Here is a 19,163-nt window from a genome sequence, read left to right as displayed (position 1 = left end):
TGAGGCAAGAAGCACCAGAGAATAAACTCCACAATATGGATTAAAGATAACTAATAATCAAATTTATACGTAACTCCTCCTAAAATTTGTATGTCCTGAACAGGAAAATTTGCCCAGCGTTCATAATTTTCTCCTCCTAGATTATTTCCTTTTACAAAAAATGACAATTGATCATTAAGACGATACCCTACATTTACATTAGCATCAAAAAATGCATCAAGTGTAACAGTGGAAACTGGGTTATTGGGTAATGAGGCTACCTGATTATTAATATCTTTACGCTCTCCTACATAAAATAGTTGCGCTCCTGCATACCATTTGGTATTGATTTGATAATCTAATAAGACAGAAGCTTTTATTTCTGGTAAATTCCAAGCTTCTTGTTCGTCTTCTGTATCATAATTAAAATATTCTACTGAAGCACCTAGCTTAAATTTTTTATTGATTTCAAGATTTAATTCTCCATACCCCACCAGAGTATTGATATCATCATAACGATATGAAAATGAGTTACCGTAATCAAATCCTTCTAATCGAAGTGTCGTAGAAGGATTATTAACAAACAATGGTTTTTCGTCTTCTGTAATATAGCTTCCTCTAAAGTTATAACTCAACACCTCAGATATTTTTCCTTTTATCCCAACATAAGCGTCAAAAAGCATATTCGTAGGTTCTATAATTAAAGTAGGAGACACAGAAGGGTTTTCTTGTACTGCATCTCTATACGAGTTTTGTTTTAAATCTCCTTCTACTCCTCCGTAAGCGATTACAGATTCTTCCAGCAATCGATATGAGGCTGTTACTTTGGGATAAATAAAGAGATCATTATCGCTATTTTCTGTATCTATACTGTAATATACAGCAGCACCTAGATTTAGGGTTAGATCATCTCTTAATATCGATAAGCTGGGACTCACTCCAAGATTTACTATCCCATATTCATTTGGAGTTTGCGTAGCAACATCGATATCTCGCTCAAAACTACCACTCAGGTAATCTATAATTACATCTGTAGTGATCAAATTATCTCCCATTTCAAATTCAAAAGTGGGTTTTGCAACTACATGATGTTCTACAGAACTTTGATCGTCGCCAAAAAAACGGTATTGCAAAGAGGCTTTCTTAAAATAAAGGTCATCAAATTGAACTTTTCCTCCTAATTTGACTCCAAAGTAGTTTTGCTGAGGATCGATTGCGTCTATCTGCTCTGCAGTAAACTGAGAAGGATTTGGCAAACCATACCAATTGTATAACTGGTGTTCTGCACCTACTTCGATACCATAAGTATAATCTCTTGTACGCGAAGTATATGTAGCATCTAGGACAGAATTATAGTATTTATTATCCAATACTACATCATCTATATCTCCTTGTGCAGAGTTATGATGAAGATATATTCCTAAATTATCCGATCGATTTAATTGAAAGTTACTATAAAACTCTGCTAATACAGAAGTAAAGTTACCAAAACCTAATGTTGCATAATTATCATAAATATCAATGGGTTTGGGACGATCAATATTAGCAGCTCTACCTTTTGCCGGAGTAAATGTAGACGCTACGGGAACCGAAAAAATATTGTATTGTATTGGTTTCTTTTGTTGGGTGATCGAATCATTTAATGTAGGTGTGGCTTTTATTTTAAATGCATCTCCTATTGTAGGTGTATATGCTTTTACTACAACTACACGTTCTGTATCCAAGCTATCGCTTTGTTTTTCTTGTGAAATCCCGGTCATCCCCCAAAATGCAAAAACTAAAAGTGTGATTACTGATTTTGGAAAAATCAAAAAACGGTTGGGGGTATTTCTATTATGAAAATATCTAGTCATAAGATACTGATCTTTTATACTTTATTGTTATTTATTGTTCTGTCTGGATGGATGAATTAGTCTTAGCTTCTTCTGCTTTGATCATTTTTAATTCTGTACGTGCTTCTTCAATAACATCGGGATAATCTGTAAAGTTTTTGATCACACTTTCTAAAATATATGTAGCTTGATAGGCATCTTTAAGTCCGTAGAAATTTTTTGCCATCAATACCAAACCTTTTGCACCATACAACCTATACCCAGAATAGTTTTTTGACAGTTGTTGTATTGTCTCGTTTGAAGCTTTGTAATTTTTTTCTTGATTTTTGAAATACGCATCATAATACAACGCTTCTGCAGCAAGTTCTCCTTTTGCTATCTTTTGTACTTGAGCATAGGCTTGCTTTGCTTTTGGCATGTCTGCGGTTTGCAATGCTGCACGCGCTATAAATATCTGCGCATCACTTTTTACGTCATCTTGAATCTTTGGATTTGCCAGTACCTTTTCTGCATATGCTATCGTTTGCGGATAATTAACCAACTGATAATACGATTTCATCAAATTTGATTGCGCAAAAATAGTATTCTGCGTGTGGCTGGCATTATTTTCCAAACGCTCTAATACAGGAATGGCTTTCTCATACTTCTTGTTTTCTAAATATACTTGTGCAAGTTTTGATAACGATTGTTCTGTAAATTCTGTTTGCCCTTTTTGCAATACATATTCGTAATGAGGAATGGTTTCATTTTTATTTCCCTTTTTGAAGTATAATTGCCCCAGATAAAAGTGGCTTTTTACAGCATGTAACCCGTTGGGAAATTCTGCGAGATATTTTGTTAGGCCGTTTATAGCTCCTGCATCATTATTTTCTAAATATTGTTTTTCTGCTGCTTCATAAGCGGTATTATCCAAATCTGCATCTGTAACATCTACAAAACTCAATCCTTTTACCCAGGCCGAATATTCTTCTGTTCTCCCTAAATCTACATAGATGAGTCTTGCTGTATTTACGGCTTGTACAGCTTCGTCTGTACCGGGAAAATCTGCTACTACTTTTTTAAATTTAGATAATGCTTTTTCACTTTGATTGCCATTATAGAAAACCAACCCTTGCTTTAGCAGTGCTTTTGGTACAAAGGTACTGTTGGGCATCTCTCTGGCTAAACGATCATAAGCACTAATACCGTTAGAAATCTTATTTTCGGATATATACACATCTCCCAAAGCAAACATGGCATCATCCTGATATGCGGATTCAGGATACTTTTTGAGAAACATTTCCAGATCGCTGATTTTTTTATTGGGTTTATTTACAAAACCATAGCTAATTGCTTTCTGATAATGTGCATAATCGGCATCAGGTCCATTCCCTTTTATTGCAGCATTGTAGGCTTCCATTGCTGGCCAGTATTTTCTGGAAATGAAATGGCTATCTCCCAATCTTAAATATGTATCTGTCTTTCTGTTATCATCAATATCCGATTGTGTAGTATACGCTTCAAAATGTTTGGCTGCTTGCTCGTATTGCTTTAATTTAAAATACGTGTACCCCAGATTATAGTTTATATTTTTACTTTCATTTACAGTAGAAGCCCCTGTTGCTCCTTCAAATTGTTTAAAATCGATCAACGCTTCATCAAAATTAGTAAGCAAATAATTGCTTTCTGCTTTCCAATACGTTGCTCTGGCTTCAAACTGAGGATTGGTAGGATATTTTAATGATTTATTAAAATATTCTATAGCAGATCGATAATCATTCTCTGTATATAATTCTACTCCACGATAAAAAGCAACTTGCTGATAGATTTCTTTGTCTGCAAAATTTCTACTTCCTTCTAGCAAATCCATCGCTTCTTTATAATTTTTAGAAGTAATGTAAGAGCTAATTAATAATTCTTTGATCTCTTCTTTTGCAGATGTATTTGGATATTGCTCTAAATAGGATAACAATGTTTTTGAAGCACTTTCATAAGAGTTTCCGATCTCATAACTTAGTTTTGCATAATTGTAAGTAGCATCTTCTTTGATCTTGGCATCAAAATCCATTTCTGAGGCATTTTTAAAAGCATTAAGTGCTTGTTGCTTCTGATCTGTCTTGAGATAGGATTCTGCCAAATGGTAGTATGCATTTTGAGCAGTTGCATTACGACCATCTACAATTTTATTAAACTCTGAAATAGCATTAGTGTAATCACCTTGTTTATAATATGCATATCCAAGATAATAGTAGTCTGTATTATTCCATTTTCCCTTTCGGCCTTTGTATTCTTTTAAATATGGGATTGCTTTTTCGTACTCTTCTAATTTAAAATAGCTTTCCCCTATTATTTTATTCAACTCTGACTTTTCAGAAGGTTTTGATTTTGGTAATTGAGATAATCCTTCGTTTATGGCTTCTTGATAGTTTCCTGATTTAAAGTTCATATCACTTTGAAAATACGACAGGTTTTTGTTGTATTCATCAAGATCTTTGACTTCATCAAAAAGTTTATCTGCCTCTTGATAGTTATCGCCTTCATATGCAATAAACCCTAAATAATATTTGGCTTTTGCACCATATTCTGGCGAATCTTCTACTCGATTTAGATATTTTTTTGCTTCATTAAACCGTTGAATTTTAAAATATGCATATCCGTTATTAAAATCAAACCGCTCTCTCTCTGATCGGCTCAAGCTGCTTTCATCTACTTTTTCATACCATTTTCTGGCATATGCATATTTACCATTATCAAAATAATAATTAGCAGCATCCAAATACGCTGCATTACGTTTTATACTTGTAGGATATTGCACCACAAAACTTTCTAAAAGCTGGTCTGCGTCTCTTTGGTTTAACCAAACTGCACAATTGGCTATATAATACGTGCAATTTGAATCTATATTTTCATCATTAGACTCATCTCTTACTTTATCAAAAAGATTTTGGGCTGCCAAAAACTGTTTATTATTGTATAATTCTAATGCTCTATTGTACAATACAAGATCATTAGTGTAAATCGCTGATTGCTGTGCAGAAATATATGTTGATACGCCCAACACAAAAAGCATCGAAGTGATGTATTTCATCTGTTTTAATTTATTAGTATTCAAAAGGCCAGATGGGGTTGCATACTGATTATTTCAGTCTATTTGTATATCCCAAATCCTATTGTCTTACATAAGCCTACTATTTATCACAAGTAAAAACTTAAAATAGTATACATATTGTGTAAAATTAATAAAATCTAGTACTACAAAGTCCGGTTTATTAATCCTAATTCTTATTGATTGTTTAATTTGAGTAAATATCGTTTCCCTTAGATATATTTTATGTTAAAGATAGTTTAATCTTCTTCCTAATAACGGAAGATTTTTAAGATAATTACATTTGAGTTTTATAATTATGAATTCTTTAGGATCATGACTCAATAATGTCTTTATATATTTTTGACTATGATCCCGAAGATGAAAACAACGATAAATTAAGGCGGTTTTATAAAATATTTGATGTGTAATAATGTTATTCAATTGTATATAGTCAAACAATTATGTGAGCGAGTCTTTGTTTACACAAAAAACTTTTTAATTTTACCAAATACTAACTACGAATTATAGCATACTATGTCTGATACGGTACTAACTCTTAAAAATGCTTCAATATATCAACGAGAAAGTTTAATTCTTTCTGATGTAAATGTAGAAGTACACAAAGGAGATTTTGTATATCTTATCGGAAAAACCGGTACCGGAAAAAGTAGTTTTATGAAGACGCTATATGGGGATTTACCTCTACTTGAAGGAGAAGGAAGCATCGTAGATTTTGATTTACCAACACTGCAAGAAAACCAAATACCATTTTTACGCAGAAAATTAGGAATTGTTTTTCAGGATTTTAAGCTATTAAATGACCGAACTGTAAAAGATAACCTTCTTTTTGTATTAAAAGCTACAGGCTGGACAGATCAGAGTGAAATGGATCAAAAAATTGATGATGTCTTAGACAAAGTTGGTATGAAAACCAAAGGGTTCAAATTTCCATATCAATTATCTGGTGGTGAGCAACAACGTATTGCAATCGCACGTGCATTATTGAATGATCCAGAATTAATTCTTGCTGATGAGCCAACAGGAAATCTTGATCCACAGACCTCTGTAGAAGTAATGGAAGTATTACAGGGTATCAATAAAAATGGCAATACTATTCTAATGGCGACTCATGACTATGCACTGCTACTTAAATATCCTTCAAAAACTTTGAAATGTGATGGCAATAAGGTATTCGAAGTAGTACAAAGAAAAGGATAACTTAGAACCTACCTGTTCAAGTATTCATACCTTAATTTTTATCTATTCTCAGGAATGAAACAAACTTATGTTTTGCTTCAATATCAGGTAGTATGTCTAAATATTAAAGGATAAAAAATCAAAAAAAATACTTTTATCGATAAAAATTGTATTTTACCGATATTTTAATGCTTTTTACAAGTTATGAAACGGTGATCTTCTCTATATTTGTAATATCTTTACAAAAGAAAAGAAAAACTTGGCAATTCGCCCCAAAATAAGGAATTAGCCCCAATTTACCCCAAAATATCTATATCAGAGCCTTGAGATACCTCAAGGCTTTATTTTTATAAAAATCACAACGACAATCAACTACTTTTATTTGTTAAAAAAATTAACTAAAGTAATGTTTATCAAAAACTTAAAGTTTTGATAAAAAGAAGGCAATCATGTAACTCTTTCCTATTCTTCTCGTACTTATTATACAAGTAGGAAAATACTACAACTACTTTAAAAATTTTGTTTAACGTATAAATGATTTGCTATGAGATTATTTTATGGAATTGTAGTAGTGGATATAAAAGCACTAAGAAACTTTTTGATTCATCTACCCGGAGCTAGCAGATATGCTATGAGAAAATAAGTTCTTTTCAGTATTTACTGAAAAGAATCCTTAGAAAAATATATTTAAGAGTACTAATAATAAACAACAAACCCCGAAAATTCGGGGTTTGTTGTTTTTAAATAAAATAAGATTATATACTCTTGTTTCGTTTACGCTCTACTTCTGTAAGTAAAACCTTACGTAATCGTAAGTGATTTGGTGTTACTTCTACATACTCATCTTTCTGAATATATTCTAAAGCTTCTTCCAAAGAAAATTTAATCGCCGGTACTATTTTAGCTTTGTCATCTGCTCCTGCAGATCTAACGTTACTAAGTTTTTTGGTTTTGGTTACATTAACCGTCATATCGTCTCCTCTGGAGTTCTCTCCTATCACCTGTCCTTCATAAATATCTTCTCCCGGATCAATAAAAAACTTACCTCTCTCTTGCAACTTATCTATTGAGTATGGGATTGCTGTTCCTTTTTCCATAGAGACCAAAGAACCATTAATACGACCAGGTATATCACCTTTAAGAGGTTGATATTCTTTAAATCGGTGTGCCATAATAGCCTCTCCCGCAGTAGCAGTTAGTAATTGGTTACGTAATCCTATTATCCCTCTAGAAGGAATAATAAACTCGCATACCATACGATCACCTTTAGCTTCCATGCTCAACATTTCTCCCTTTCGCATCGTAACCATTTCTACTGCCTTTCCTGAAACATGCTCGGGTAAGTCTATAGTCAATTCTTCGATAGGCTCACATTTTACTCCATCAATTTCTTTGATAATTACTTGTGGCTGCCCTATTTGTAATTCGTATCCTTCACGACGCATTGTTTCGATAAGAACAGAAAGGTGTAATACCCCTCTACCAAAAACCATAAATTTATCAGCACTATTTGTTTCTTCAACTCTAAGTGCCAGGTTTTTTTCTAACTCTTTTTCTAATCTTTCTTTGACATGTCTTGAAGTTACAAATTTTCCATCTTTACCAAAAAACGGAGAATCATTGATGGTAAACAACATACTCATGGTAGGCTCATCTATTGCAATGGTTGCAAGTCCTTCTGGGTTTTCGATGTCTGCCACAGTATCTCCAATCTCGAAACCTTCTAATCCTACCAGCGCACAAATATCTCCTGCTTCAATCTTTTCTACTTTTCTTCTTCCTAACCCTTCAAAGGTGTGCAATTCTTTGATTTTAGATTTTTTCACAGAACCATCACGCTTTACCAAAGAAACTTGCATTCCTTCTGTCAATGTCCCTCTTTGTAGGCGACCGATAGCGATACGACCTGTAAATGATGAAAAATCAAGAGATGTAATTAACATTTGAGGAGTTCCTTCTTCAACTTTTGGAGATGGAATATGCTCGATAACCATATCAAGCAACGGTTCTATATTTTCTGTTTCTTTTTTCCAATCATCACTCATCCAGTTGTTTTTGGCAGAACCATATACTGTTGGGAAATCCAATTGCCATTCTTCTGCTCCTAACTCAAACATAAGGTCAAACACTTTTTCATGAACCTCATCCGGCGTACAGTTTTCTTTATCTACTTTGTTTACAACAACACAAGGCTTCAATTTTAAGTCGATAGCTTTCTGTAATACAAATCGAGTTTGTGGCATTGGCCCTTCAAAAGCATCAACTAGCAATAAAACACCATCTGCCATGTTTAATACACGTTCTACTTCTCCTCCAAAATCGGCGTGACCCGGAGTATCTATGATATTAATCTTGGTTCCTTTGTAGGTTACAGAAACATTTTTTGAGGTAATTGTAATTCCTCTTTCACGCTCCAAATCATTATTATCCAAAATTAAATCGCCTGTATTTTCATTTTCGCGAAACAATTGGCAATGGTACATAATCTTGTCAACCAGAGTTGTTTTACCATGATCTACGTGAGCAATTATTGCAATATTTTTTATAGCTGTCATAAACGCCTCATTTTTAAGGGTGCAAAGGTACAAGTTATTTTGAAACGTTCTACACGAAAATAAGATTATTAAAAAGTTATTTATGATATAAGATCTATAATCCAGTATTGAATCTTCTACATTACTTTTTTTAAACTTGATCATATCATACATTTCAAAATCAATCTACTACCTCTGGACAAGCTCACAACACACGATCGGTAAAGTAAATATCTCTGAAATTTTGAGTATAGCCAAAGAGGATTTAAATCTCGATTATCGAGTAAAAGAAGTATCTTTGCGTTTTAAAATTATCATATGGATCTTTCTAATATCAAAAATCTAAAGAATCTCGAAGCCAATAATTTTTTCCTTTTAGCCGGCCCATGTGCTATAGAAAGCGAAGAAATGGCATTACGTATTGCTGAAGAAGTGGTTACTATTACTTCTAAATTAAAGATACCCTATGTATTCAAAGGATCTTTTAAAAAAGCAAATCGTAGTCGTATTGATAGTTTTACCGGTATTGGAAATGAAAAAGCTTTAAAAATACTTCGAAAAGTTGGAGAAACTTTTGAAATACCTACCATTACAGACATACATGAAAATGAAGATGCCGCTATGGCTGCAGAATATGTAGACATTTTACAGATTCCTGCTTTTTTAGTTCGTCAAACAGACCTTGTAGTAGCTGCTGCCAAAACAGGAAAAACAGTAAACCTTAAAAAAGGGCAGTTTATGAGCCCTGAAGCGATGCAACATGCTGTACGAAAGGTAAAAGATAGTGGTAATGATAATGCTATGATTACTGATCGAGGTACTATGTTTGGATATCAAGATATGATTGTAGATTTTAGAGGAATTCCTACTATGAAACAATATGGAACTACGGTTCTTGATGTTACACATTCACTTCAACAACCAAATCAAACCAGTGGTGTTACAGGTGGTCGTCCTGAAATGATCGAAACAATTGCAAGAGCAGGTATAGCAACGGGAGTTGATGGTTTATTTTTAGAAACACACTTTGATCCTGCTAATGCAAAGAGCGATGGAGCTAATATGCTTGATCTAAAATATTTAGAGCAACTCTTATCTAACCTTGTTGCAATACGTCAAACTATAATTAAGTTGTAAGCCTATTTATAGAATTTTTTGTCTTTTACTTTATAAGCGTCTTGAAGAATCTCTATTAGGATTTGATCTTGAATATCTTCTAGGCTGTTATATCGCATAGATTTCATTACTTTACGTCCTGCAGTCGTCATATATTCTATATTTTTTGTGATATGGCCTGCATTCCAAAATCCTACATCGACATACCCTTTGGTTGCGTTAAGATAACAAAAAGGTCTTTTTTCTATGTAATAAAATGGAATTTTGTATTTGTACAGTAATTCTACTCCCGGTACTGTCGTTTCTATAAGTACTTGAAGGTGTAATAGTATTGTTTTATAAGGCTCTGGCTGAGTAAGTATATAATTTTCGGCAGGGTTCATAGATTAAATTTAGTACCCTAAAATAAATACTTTGTTTGTTGATTACAAAACGCTTTTACTATTTACTTTCTAGTAGCGCAACTATTTCTGTATTTCCTTGCATACGTGCATGATCAACAGCTTTATTACCTCTGTTATCTTTTATTTTAAGATCTGCCCCATTTTTGAGTAACTCTTTTACAATTTCTGTATGACCAAACGTAGATGCAAATATTAAAGCAGTAGCATCATTATAATTTTGTTGATCGACAGTTACCTTATGTTTGATGAGCAGTTTTATCATTTCTACATACCCCTTAAAACAAGCCCCCATAAGTGCCGTATTGCCAGAAGTATCTTGTACATCAGGATTTGCACCATGCTCCAATAAATAAGTAGTCGTTTCAATTTGATTATTGTAAACCGCTAATATCAAAGGACTAAACCCTTTATGATTAACTGTATCTATGATTTTTGAGTTAGATTCATATAATTTTTTGATGGCATTGGTATTTCCATTTCTGCTATGCTCAAAGATATCTTCTTGAGTATATCCAAAAAAAGACATTAGTATAAAGGTTGTAAGAATAAGGTTTGATTTCATTGTATTTGATATTTATAAATTCTAAAATTCAATGGTTTTGTTTCTATTTTTATTCTGTTTTTTTAAAAATGTTATGACGCTGATTATTCAAAAACCAAATCAGTAATCACATCATTATTCTGGATCTTGATTTTCGTAAAAAATTGCTTAGCCGGGATTTGAGTAGGATACCAATTTCTATTTGGTTTTACAACGACTAATAATCCATCATCATCACCTATTGTTGCAAAGTCATTACTATTTTTATTTTTATCAAAAAGAGAAATATTATGCTTTTCAAATAATGTATTTACTAATAGCAAAGGTTGTTCGTTTATAATTCCTATTTCGCTAATATTCAAAATTGAATGTATTGAAAATGGCGTTTCAGTATTATTTTGCAAGTCTTGTCTGGCTATACATTCTAATAAATTACCGGTATCATCAAAAAAGTAAATAGCTTTTGCGTTCCAATCTTTAAATTCTGTCACAACCTCATCTTCCCCTATAGTCAACAATTGTAATTTATTGCTCATCCATTCTATAGCTTCTTGTAATTGGTTTCTTGGGATATTAAAAGCAAGATGATATATTGGGTTTTGATTTTCGACTAAAATACATTCAAGAAAGGTATCCCCAATCTGAAAACTCACTGATGTATCAGATTTAGTAACAATATCGAATCCAAGAACACTAGCATAAAAATGTTCTGTCTTTGATATATCTGGTGTTTGAATTGTTAATGAATTAATTTTCATATTTTTTGTTGATTTAAAGGAAAAAATCACCACCGAAGATCAAATCCGTTCAAGATGATCAACAGTGATGATCTATCAAAAATAATATGGCTGTAAGAAAATTATATTAGTTGCCTCCGGCAGACATAAAATCTTTTTGAGAAAACCCTAAAGCTTTAGCCACTCTCATCCCATAATCTCTGTCTGCTCTATAAAAATAAGAGATCATTGTTTTTTGAATTTTCTTGTTTTGAACCTGTCCTAAGTCGCTGATTAAATTTTTAATCAAATTTTGTTTTTCTTGATCAGATAATGTTCTATAAAAATCTCCTGCTTGTGCAAAGTCATTTGTTTTCGAAATTTTCTTTTGCATAATAGTTACATTCTCGAGTGTTTGCTCCGGGTCTTTATACGTACTATTTTCTGCTAGATCAACTTTATTACTTGGTTGATAATTAACATCAGGGTTTGGAAATTTTGAATTGTCTGCACTTGAGAAACTATCTGAATTATAGTTTACTACTTTTGCTTCCTTTGGTTGGTTGACTGCTATTTGTTGATTATTTGGTCCTAATCGATGTCTTTGTGTATCAAAGTAAGAAAATAGTCGCCCTTGCAATAATCTATCTTCTGATGTTTCTACTCCTGGGATTAAATTTCCGGGAGCCATTGCAATAGATTCAACCTCTTGAAAATAATTTACAGGGTTTCTATTAAGGGTCATAGTACCGATTTTAATTTTCTCAATTTTATCTGCAGGCCAATCTTTTGTAGCATCAAGTGGCCAAAAATCAAAACTATGTATGTCTTCTGGTTTGATAAGCTGTACATACAAATCCCACTCTGGATATTTTTTATTTTTAATATCGTTTCTAAGACTTATGGTAGCATGTTGCCAATCTTTTGATTGTTGATCAGCTGCCTGATCTAAATCTAAATTAACTTCTCCTTGTTTGCTTACCCAAGAATATTTTACATAGGTTACTTTTCCTTCTGCATTTACCCATTTAAACCCATGAACACTACTTCCATTCATAAATTGATACCCTTTTGGGATTCCTAGATCTGTATATAATCGAGTGATCATATGAGTTGCCTCTGGTACATGTGTAAAAAAGTCAAAAAAACGATTAGGGTCTTGTTTATTTGTAACCGGTGAAGGTTTCAAAGAATGCACCATATCCGGAAACTTAATCGCATCTCGTATAAAAAATACAGGAAGATTATTCCCTACAATATCATAGTTCCCTTTTTCTGTATAGAACTTTACGGCAAAACCTCTTGGATCTCTTGCTGTCTCAGGTGACCCTTTACCGTGAATTACGGTAGAAAAACGAACAGCAACATCGGTTTTTTTGCTATTACCCGAAAATAATACTGCTTTTGTGTACTGGGACATATCTTTGGTACTTACAAAATGACCAAAAGCACCAGCTCCTCTAGCATGTACGACACGCTCTGGTATACGCTCACGATCAAATGCCGCCAGTTTTTCGATAAGATGAATGTCTTCTAACAAAACAGGACCATATTCGCCTACTGTTTTTGAGTTCTGATTATCCCCAACGGGTACTCCCCCATTGGTTGTCATTACTTGTGCATAGCCCAATCCACTACAAAGGATTAAGATGATTAAAGAAAGCTTTTTCATGTGTGATATATTTTAAGATTATGTCTGTATTGCAAAACTACGGATCAAAGAGTATATTTATCAAATTAATAATTTATATACACTTATTTACAAAATAAATAACAATGACAATCCAACAACTTAAATATATTGTAGCTCTAGATCATAAAAGACATTATGTAAAAGCAGCAGAAGAATGTTTTGTGGCACAACCTACGCTTACTATACAGGTAAAAAAATTAGAAGAAGAACTTGGCACCACTATTTTCAACAGAGACAAAACTCCACTAGAACCTACTCCTATCGGTGAAATTCTTATTGCAAAAGCGCGATCTATACTAAGAGAAACGAATGAATTTAAAGAATTTGCCTATAATGAAAAAACACAATTATCTGGTGAATATACATTAGGAATCATCCCTACAATAGCGCCATATTTGTTACCACTTTTTTTAGATACCTTTTTAAAGGCTAATCCAGAAATCAATTTAGTGATCAAAGAAATGCAGACAGAGCATATTATAGAAGCTCTGCATAATGGTACTTTGGATATTAGTATTTTGTCTACACCATTATCTAATCCAGCCTTGAGAGAAATACATTTATATCAAGAGCCGTTTTTAGTTTACTGTAAAAACCCTAAGCAGTTTAGCACTTCTAATACTGTACATCAAGATGATTTAACACCAGAAGATTTATTATTATTAGAAGAAGGCCATTGTTTTAGAAATCAAGTACTAAATATTTGCAAAAAAAGCGAGGCTAAAAAGAATAAACATTTTGTTTTTGAAAGCGGTTCTATACAAACCATCAAAAATTTAGTCAAAGCAGGTTTAGGATATAGCTTAGTACCGCAATTGTCTGTTTTAGAACCTTCAGAAAGAACATTCATAAAACCTTTTCAAAACCCCAAACCGACAAGAGAGATAAGCCTCGTCGTAAACAAAAGCTTTACTAAAGAAAAACTTATAGAAACACTATTGGCAAACATAAAAAGAAACTTGCCTGATGAAGTTTCAAAACTTGATAATTATATCAAAGTAAGATGGAAATAATTCTGATACTTTTTGTATTTTATATTTTAAAATAGACAATACGAATCGTTTCATAATGGAAAAGAAAATAAAGCATTTAGAACTCATCCAAAATATTATTAATAGAATGAATTCTAATTCTTTTATTGTAAAAGGATGGTCGATAACATTAATCACAACCGTATTAGCACTCTATATATCTTCAAAAAATACATCATTTATTATCATTACCACTCTTATTTTCTTTTCATTTTGGATTATGGATGGGTTTTATATTTCAAGAGAACGTATGTTCAGAGACTTGTATGCTACGGTTGCCAATAAAAAAGAAGATGAAATTGATTTCAAAATGCAGATCCATCAATTTAATACAGGTAACAGAACATGGATATCAGGTATTTTTTCAAAAACATTACTCCCTTTTTATTGTGTATTACTTTTTGGAATTATCATGTTCTTAGTTCTTTCTTAGTAATCGTAAAAAAATTTGTGTGATTCATTTTTTTGTATTTACTTTGTAATTCAAAGTACTTTAAAAATGGATAATTCGGAATACTTAAAAGATATTAGTGAAATCAAAGACATGATGAATAAATCATCTCGTTTTTTTTCTCTAAGTGGTTTATCTGGTATCATGGCCGGGATTTATGCCTTGATTGGAGCATCTGTGGCATATTATCTAGTAAGTATAAGTGGTAGAAATTATGTGATATTAGATGGTAAATTGTTTACTTATATTTTACTGGACCTAGCTATTGTTGCTTTTTTAAGTATTGTAACCGGAATTTCGTTAAGCATCAGAAAAGCCAAAAAAAATAACGAACCTTTATGGAACGGAGCTTCAAAACGATTGGTTTCTGCTTTTTTAGTACCATTAATCACAGGTGGGATTTATATAATCATTAAAATATCTAGTAATCATTATGGTTTAACTGGTTCTTTGATGCTTATTTTTTATGGTTTAGCATTAGTAAATGCTTCAAAATATACTATTGGCAATGTAAAGTATTTGGGATACATAGAAATTTTACTAGGATTGATATGCGCTATATTTCCTGGGTATGGTTTTTGGTTTTGGGTACTTGGCTTTGGAGTGATGCATATTATTTACGGAAGCTTAATTTACTTTAATCACGGGTAAAAATTCCTGCATTACAGAAGTAAAAATGGGTAGTATAATTAACAACATAAACAAAGCCTTTGATCATCGAATTCGATTAGGGATCATGTCTATTCTTATGGTCAATGAATATGCAGATTTTAAAACATTAAAGGAATTATTGGGCGCAACTGATGGTAATTTGGCAAGCCATACCAAAGCCTTAGAAAAAGAAGAATATATAAGAGTCGAAAAATCATTTATTGGCCGAAAACCAAACACAAAATATAGCGCTACTAAAAATGGTCGTGAAGCTTTTAAAAAACATGTCGAAGCCATCGAAAAATTATTAAAACAACAGGGATAGTACTATTTTTTTTGAATTTAAACTTTGAAATTCAAAGTACTTTAAAAACTTAAAAAGATGAGAGCACTTATAATGGAAACTTTATACGAATGGAGCAAAAAACCATATCAAAAATGGTTTAAACATAATCCAGAATGGGATATTTCTACAAAAACATTATTAAAATATCCTAAATACAGCTTAGGGTTTCATTTGGGGTGTTTTTTGCTTAAACACGACTTTAACCCACAGCCCAAACTAGAGAATCATGATGTTTTTCATGTACTAACTGATACCGGAGTTTCTGTTCATGAAGAAATCGCCATGCAATACTATTTATTTGGAAACGGTAAACGCAGTCTATATATGCTATCAGTAATTGGTATTGGAACAATATGCTACCCTGATAAAATCAAGCTATTTAGAAGAGCATTGAGAAAAGGAAAAACAGCTTATCCATTTCATCAATTAGAATATCTAAAGCTTCTAGACCAATCTGTACAAAAACTAAAAACTACTTTTTTAATCACATCATTATGAAAATCACAAATTCGATAAACAAATATGCTCTTTTTATAGCTGCCTTAAGTTTTATTCTTGGCACCATTTTATTGATCGCTTATTTAGTAAGTCAATCCAATTCCCTCATTTCTGTGGGGCTGATCTATGTTACAATTGCACTAGCACTAAACACCATATCTTTTATAAGTGTCTTTGCAAATACTTTGATTCATCTAAAACACTATAAAGAAAACCTTGTCACCCTTGTACTCATTATTTTAAATATTCCTATTACGCTAGGATATATAACCATTGTAGAAAATCATTTCTTTTAATCCTATTTTTATCATGAACGCAACAATTAATAAACAGCTTCCCTTTGTTAAAGGATTTATATTGACTGTATCATTCAGTTTTATTCTGGTATTGATCAGGGTCATTAAAACCGAATCTATTTTATTTATATTTTTAATTTGGAATCTATTTTTAGCCTGTATACCATATGCAGTTACACTTCTATTGAGCTTAAAAAAAGTAAATCATTTTATTTTTTGGATGTGTTTTGGGATTTGGCTAGCCTTTCTTCCTAACTCTCCATACATCCTAACTGATTTACAGCATATCAGAACAAGTACATTATCGTCTGTATGGTTCGATGTATTATTGATTCTATCATTTGCAATCAATGGTTTAGTTATTGGCTTTGCTTCTCTATCCATGATGCAAGAATTGCTGAGAGAGCGATTTTCTAAAACCATTACAGATTTAATGATCCATTTGATACTTATACTTTGTGGCTTTGGGATTTATCTAGGTAGAGTCTTAAGATGGAATAGCTGGGACATCATACAAGATCCTATGGGTATCATTTCTGATATCGCCAAAAGGATCATATTTCCAACACAATATGTCAATACATGGGCCTTTACTTTAGGTTTCGGAATTTTCTTGATCATCACTTACAGGACGATGCAATCATATCACAGAAAAAAAGAATAAACATTAGTATCAAACTCAAAATAGCAAATTCAAAAAAACCCCTCATTTAGAATAAAATTTTTAAACAATTAAACTATGGAAAATCAAAAACAAAAAAAGTCTTTTGGGCAATGGCTCAAAACATCAATCACCGTAAGAATGATTATGATCGGGATTCTTATCCTCATATTACTTATCCCTTTATCGTATGTAAAAAGCTTAATCAAAGAACGTTCTTACAGACAACAAGAAGTTGTAAGTGAGATCAATCAAAAATGGGGTAACGAAGTACTTCTATATGGTCCTGCACTTAAAATTCCTTATCAGGTACATCATTTGAAAAAATCATGGGATGAAAAAACAAAAACATATATAGAAGAAGATGTTATTACAGTAAAACACGCATTCTTTTTTCCGAATACTTTAGATATCAAAGCCAATATTGAATCAGAAACCCTTGGCAGAAGCATTTATGAATCTGTTGTATATACTGCTGATATGAAAATAGAAGGATCTTTTACCGTTCCAAATTTTGAGATACAAGATATAGAGGCTTCCGATATTTTATGGAACAAAGCTACAGTTATTATCAACTCAACAAACTTGAAAGGTATTCGTAATAACCTAGAATTAAATATAGGAAACAAAAACTATCCACTACGGTCAAAATACACAGAAAACTCATACATTAATATGCTTGAGACCAAATTTCTCGAAGAAACTTCATTACCAAAAGAAAATACAGTTTCATTTCACATGAATTTAATGGTAAATGGAAGCGAGCAACTTAGATTTATTCCTGTAGGAAGAGAGACAAATGTATCGATGACATCCGATTGGGCATCTCCAAGTTTTAATGGTAATTATCTTCCTGATACCAAAACCAAAGAAATTTCAAAAGATGGCTTCAAAGCAAACTGGAAAGTTTTACAAATTAATAGAGAATTCGAACAAGAATTCTTCGGAGCTTTACCACAAATTAATAATTCTGCTTTTGGTGTAAAGCTATTGATCCCAGTAGATGAATACCAAAAAAGCGAGCGAGCTGCAAAATACGGTTATCTGGTAATAGCGCTTACTTTTCTTGTATTCTTTTTGATACAAACGATTAGTAAAATAGATATTCATCCTTTTCAATATCTGATGATTGGATTAGCGCTCACTATGTTTTATACATTACTAATTTCAATTTCTGAACATTCTAGTTTTTTACAAGCATATATCATTGCAGGAACAGCAGTAATCCTATTGACCAGTATATACTCTAAGGCTATTTTAAAGAGCATAAAATTTATGGGATTTGTTGCCATATCATTAACGGCATTATACAGCTTTATCTTTGTAATTATACAATTAGAAAATTATGCTTTATTAGTTGGTAGTATTGGCTTATTTCTAATCTTGGGTACGATCATGATGATCTCTCGTCGTATTGATTGGAAAAACGATTAAGTCACTTACATAAAATACATATATCTATTATAATAAACAATCAAAAAGTCGTGCTTCATATTTTTGAAGTGCGGCTTTTTGTATACATTTACTCTTAAAACTATTTTTGATGACAAAAATCCACTTAATAGCAGCTTTAGCATTACTCAATACTGTAATTTCTTGTAAAAATGAAAAGAAAGACCAAGTGCTAGAAACCAAAGAAATTACTTTTTCTAAAGAGGGAGAATTATCATTATTTTCGCTTTCTGACTCTATCCCAAAGCTTATTAAAAAAATTGATATTGAAATTGCAGATGATGATTATCAAATACAAACAGGGCTCATGTACCGAGAATCTATGAAGAACGATCAAGGAATGCTTTTTGTCTTTCCTGATGAAGAACCACATTCGTTCTATATGAAAAACACCCGATTTCCACTTGATATTATTTTTATTGATAGCAAACATAAAGTAGTGAGTATTCAAAAAAATGCACAACCATTAGATGAATCTTCTTTACCATCAGAAGGGCCTGCACAATACGTATTAGAAATAAACGCCAAATTATCAGATCAATGGAATCTAAAAGCAGGAGATTCTATATCGTTTACTAAAATGTAGTTGATTCTTTTTACATAAAAAATATAAGTACAAAAAATGTAAGACAAATTCATTATTACATTTTGAAAAACAAAAAAGCCCTATCAAAATTTGATAGGGCTTTTTTTTGTAT

18 protein-coding genes are annotated in these 19,163 nt (G+C 32.2%); 11 read left to right on the top strand and 7 right to left on the bottom strand.

Annotated features, from left to right (window positions below):
• Positions 1–50: 50 nt before the first annotated feature.
• A complete protein-coding gene (locus FHK87_RS24375; RefSeq protein ID WP_226294411.1) occupies positions 51–1,832 on the bottom strand; it encodes a TonB-dependent receptor in 1,782 nt (593 codons plus the stop codon).
• Between the two features lie 31 nt (positions 1,833–1,863).
• Entirely contained in the window at positions 1,864–4,878 is a 3,015-nt protein-coding gene (locus tag FHK87_RS24370) for a tetratricopeptide repeat protein (RefSeq protein WP_140597499.1), read from the bottom strand.
• 534 nt (positions 4,879–5,412) lie between these two features.
• On the opposite strand from FHK87_RS24370, the gene FHK87_RS24365 reads away from it, so the two are divergent.
• Positions 5,413–6,096 (top strand): cell division ATP-binding protein FtsE, encoded by a 684-nt coding sequence (locus FHK87_RS24365; RefSeq protein ID WP_140597498.1) that lies wholly within the window; start codon positions 5,413–5,415, stop codon positions 6,094–6,096.
• Between the two features lie 734 nt (positions 6,097–6,830).
• On the opposite strand, the gene typA is transcribed toward FHK87_RS24365, so the two are convergent.
• Entirely contained in the window at positions 6,831–8,630 is a 1,800-nt protein-coding gene (gene typA, locus FHK87_RS24360) for a translational GTPase TypA (protein WP_140597497.1), read from the bottom strand.
• A 297-nt stretch (positions 8,631–8,927) separates the two neighbouring features.
• On the opposite strand from typA, the gene kdsA reads away from it, so the two are divergent.
• Positions 8,928–9,746 carry a 3-deoxy-8-phosphooctulonate synthase gene (gene kdsA, locus FHK87_RS24355; RefSeq protein WP_140597496.1) on the top strand — a complete coding sequence of 273 codons (819 nt, stop codon included), beginning with the start codon at positions 8,928–8,930 and terminating at the stop codon, positions 9,744–9,746.
• A 2-nt stretch (positions 9,747–9,748) separates the two neighbouring features.
• On the opposite strand, the gene FHK87_RS24350 is transcribed toward kdsA, so the two are convergent.
• The 4 genes from FHK87_RS24350 to FHK87_RS24335 form a co-directional block, all read right to left on the bottom strand.
• The gene (locus tag FHK87_RS24350) at positions 9,749–10,108 is read right to left on the bottom strand and encodes a DUF1801 domain-containing protein (protein WP_140597495.1); all 360 of its coding nucleotides are present in this window, start codon (positions 10,106–10,108) and stop codon (positions 9,749–9,751) included.
• Between the two features lie 58 nt (positions 10,109–10,166).
• Positions 10,167–10,691, bottom strand: coding sequence for an ankyrin repeat domain-containing protein (locus tag FHK87_RS24345; RefSeq protein ID WP_226294410.1), 525 nt, complete (start codon positions 10,689–10,691; stop codon positions 10,167–10,169).
• An 83-nt stretch (positions 10,692–10,774) separates the two neighbouring features.
• Positions 10,775–11,428, bottom strand: a complete 654-nt coding sequence (locus tag FHK87_RS24340) for a VOC family protein (protein WP_140597494.1) — start codon at positions 11,426–11,428, stop codon at positions 10,775–10,777.
• 106 nt (positions 11,429–11,534) lie between these two features.
• A complete protein-coding gene (locus FHK87_RS24335) occupies positions 11,535–13,058 on the bottom strand; it encodes a catalase (RefSeq protein WP_140597493.1) in 1,524 nt (507 codons plus the stop codon).
• A 104-nt stretch (positions 13,059–13,162) separates the two neighbouring features.
• Between FHK87_RS24335 and FHK87_RS24330 the strand changes: the two genes are divergently transcribed.
• The 9 genes from FHK87_RS24330 (at position 13,163) to FHK87_RS24290 (ending at position 19,051) form a co-directional block, all read left to right on the top strand.
• Complete coding sequence (locus tag FHK87_RS24330; RefSeq protein ID WP_140597492.1) at positions 13,163–14,092, top strand: LysR substrate-binding domain-containing protein; 930 nt, start codon at positions 13,163–13,165, stop codon at positions 14,090–14,092.
• A gap of 55 nt (positions 14,093–14,147) precedes the next feature.
• Complete coding sequence (locus FHK87_RS24325) at positions 14,148–14,543, top strand: hypothetical protein (protein WP_140597491.1); 396 nt, start codon at positions 14,148–14,150, stop codon at positions 14,541–14,543.
• Between the two features lie 66 nt (positions 14,544–14,609).
• Positions 14,610–15,212 carry a hypothetical protein gene (locus tag FHK87_RS24320; protein ID WP_140597490.1) on the top strand — a complete coding sequence of 201 codons (603 nt, stop codon included), beginning with the start codon at positions 14,610–14,612 and terminating at the stop codon, positions 15,210–15,212.
• Positions 15,213–15,237: 25 nt separating this feature from the next.
• Complete coding sequence (locus tag FHK87_RS24315; protein WP_140597489.1) at positions 15,238–15,537, top strand: winged helix-turn-helix domain-containing protein; 300 nt, start codon at positions 15,238–15,240, stop codon at positions 15,535–15,537.
• Positions 15,538–15,594: 57 nt separating this feature from the next.
• Positions 15,595–16,056, top strand: a complete 462-nt coding sequence (locus FHK87_RS24310; RefSeq protein WP_140597488.1) for a Coq4 family protein — start codon at positions 15,595–15,597, stop codon at positions 16,054–16,056.
• Positions 16,053–16,352 carry a hypothetical protein gene (locus tag FHK87_RS24305; protein WP_140597487.1) on the top strand — a complete coding sequence of 100 codons (300 nt, stop codon included), beginning with the start codon at positions 16,053–16,055 and terminating at the stop codon, positions 16,350–16,352. The genes FHK87_RS24310 and FHK87_RS24305 overlap by 4 nt, the downstream gene beginning before the upstream one ends.
• Before the next feature lie 13 nt (positions 16,353–16,365).
• Complete coding sequence (locus FHK87_RS24300; protein ID WP_140597486.1) at positions 16,366–17,016, top strand: DUF1361 domain-containing protein; 651 nt, start codon at positions 16,366–16,368, stop codon at positions 17,014–17,016.
• A gap of 75 nt (positions 17,017–17,091) precedes the next feature.
• Positions 17,092–18,447: a cell envelope integrity protein CreD gene (gene creD, locus FHK87_RS24295; RefSeq protein WP_140597485.1), complete on the top strand. Its 1,356-nt coding sequence runs from the start codon at positions 17,092–17,094 to the stop codon at positions 18,445–18,447.
• 109 nt (positions 18,448–18,556) lie between these two features.
• Positions 18,557–19,051 (top strand): DUF192 domain-containing protein, encoded by a 495-nt coding sequence (locus FHK87_RS24290; protein WP_140597484.1) that lies wholly within the window; start codon positions 18,557–18,559, stop codon positions 19,049–19,051.
• Positions 19,052–19,163: the final 112 nt, after the last annotated feature.

It is taken from the genome of Aquimarina algicola, assembly GCF_006443095.1.
Lineage (GTDB): Bacteria > Bacteroidota > Bacteroidia > Flavobacteriales > Flavobacteriaceae > Aquimarina > Aquimarina algicola.
This window is presented reverse-complemented; position numbering and strand designations above follow the sequence as displayed.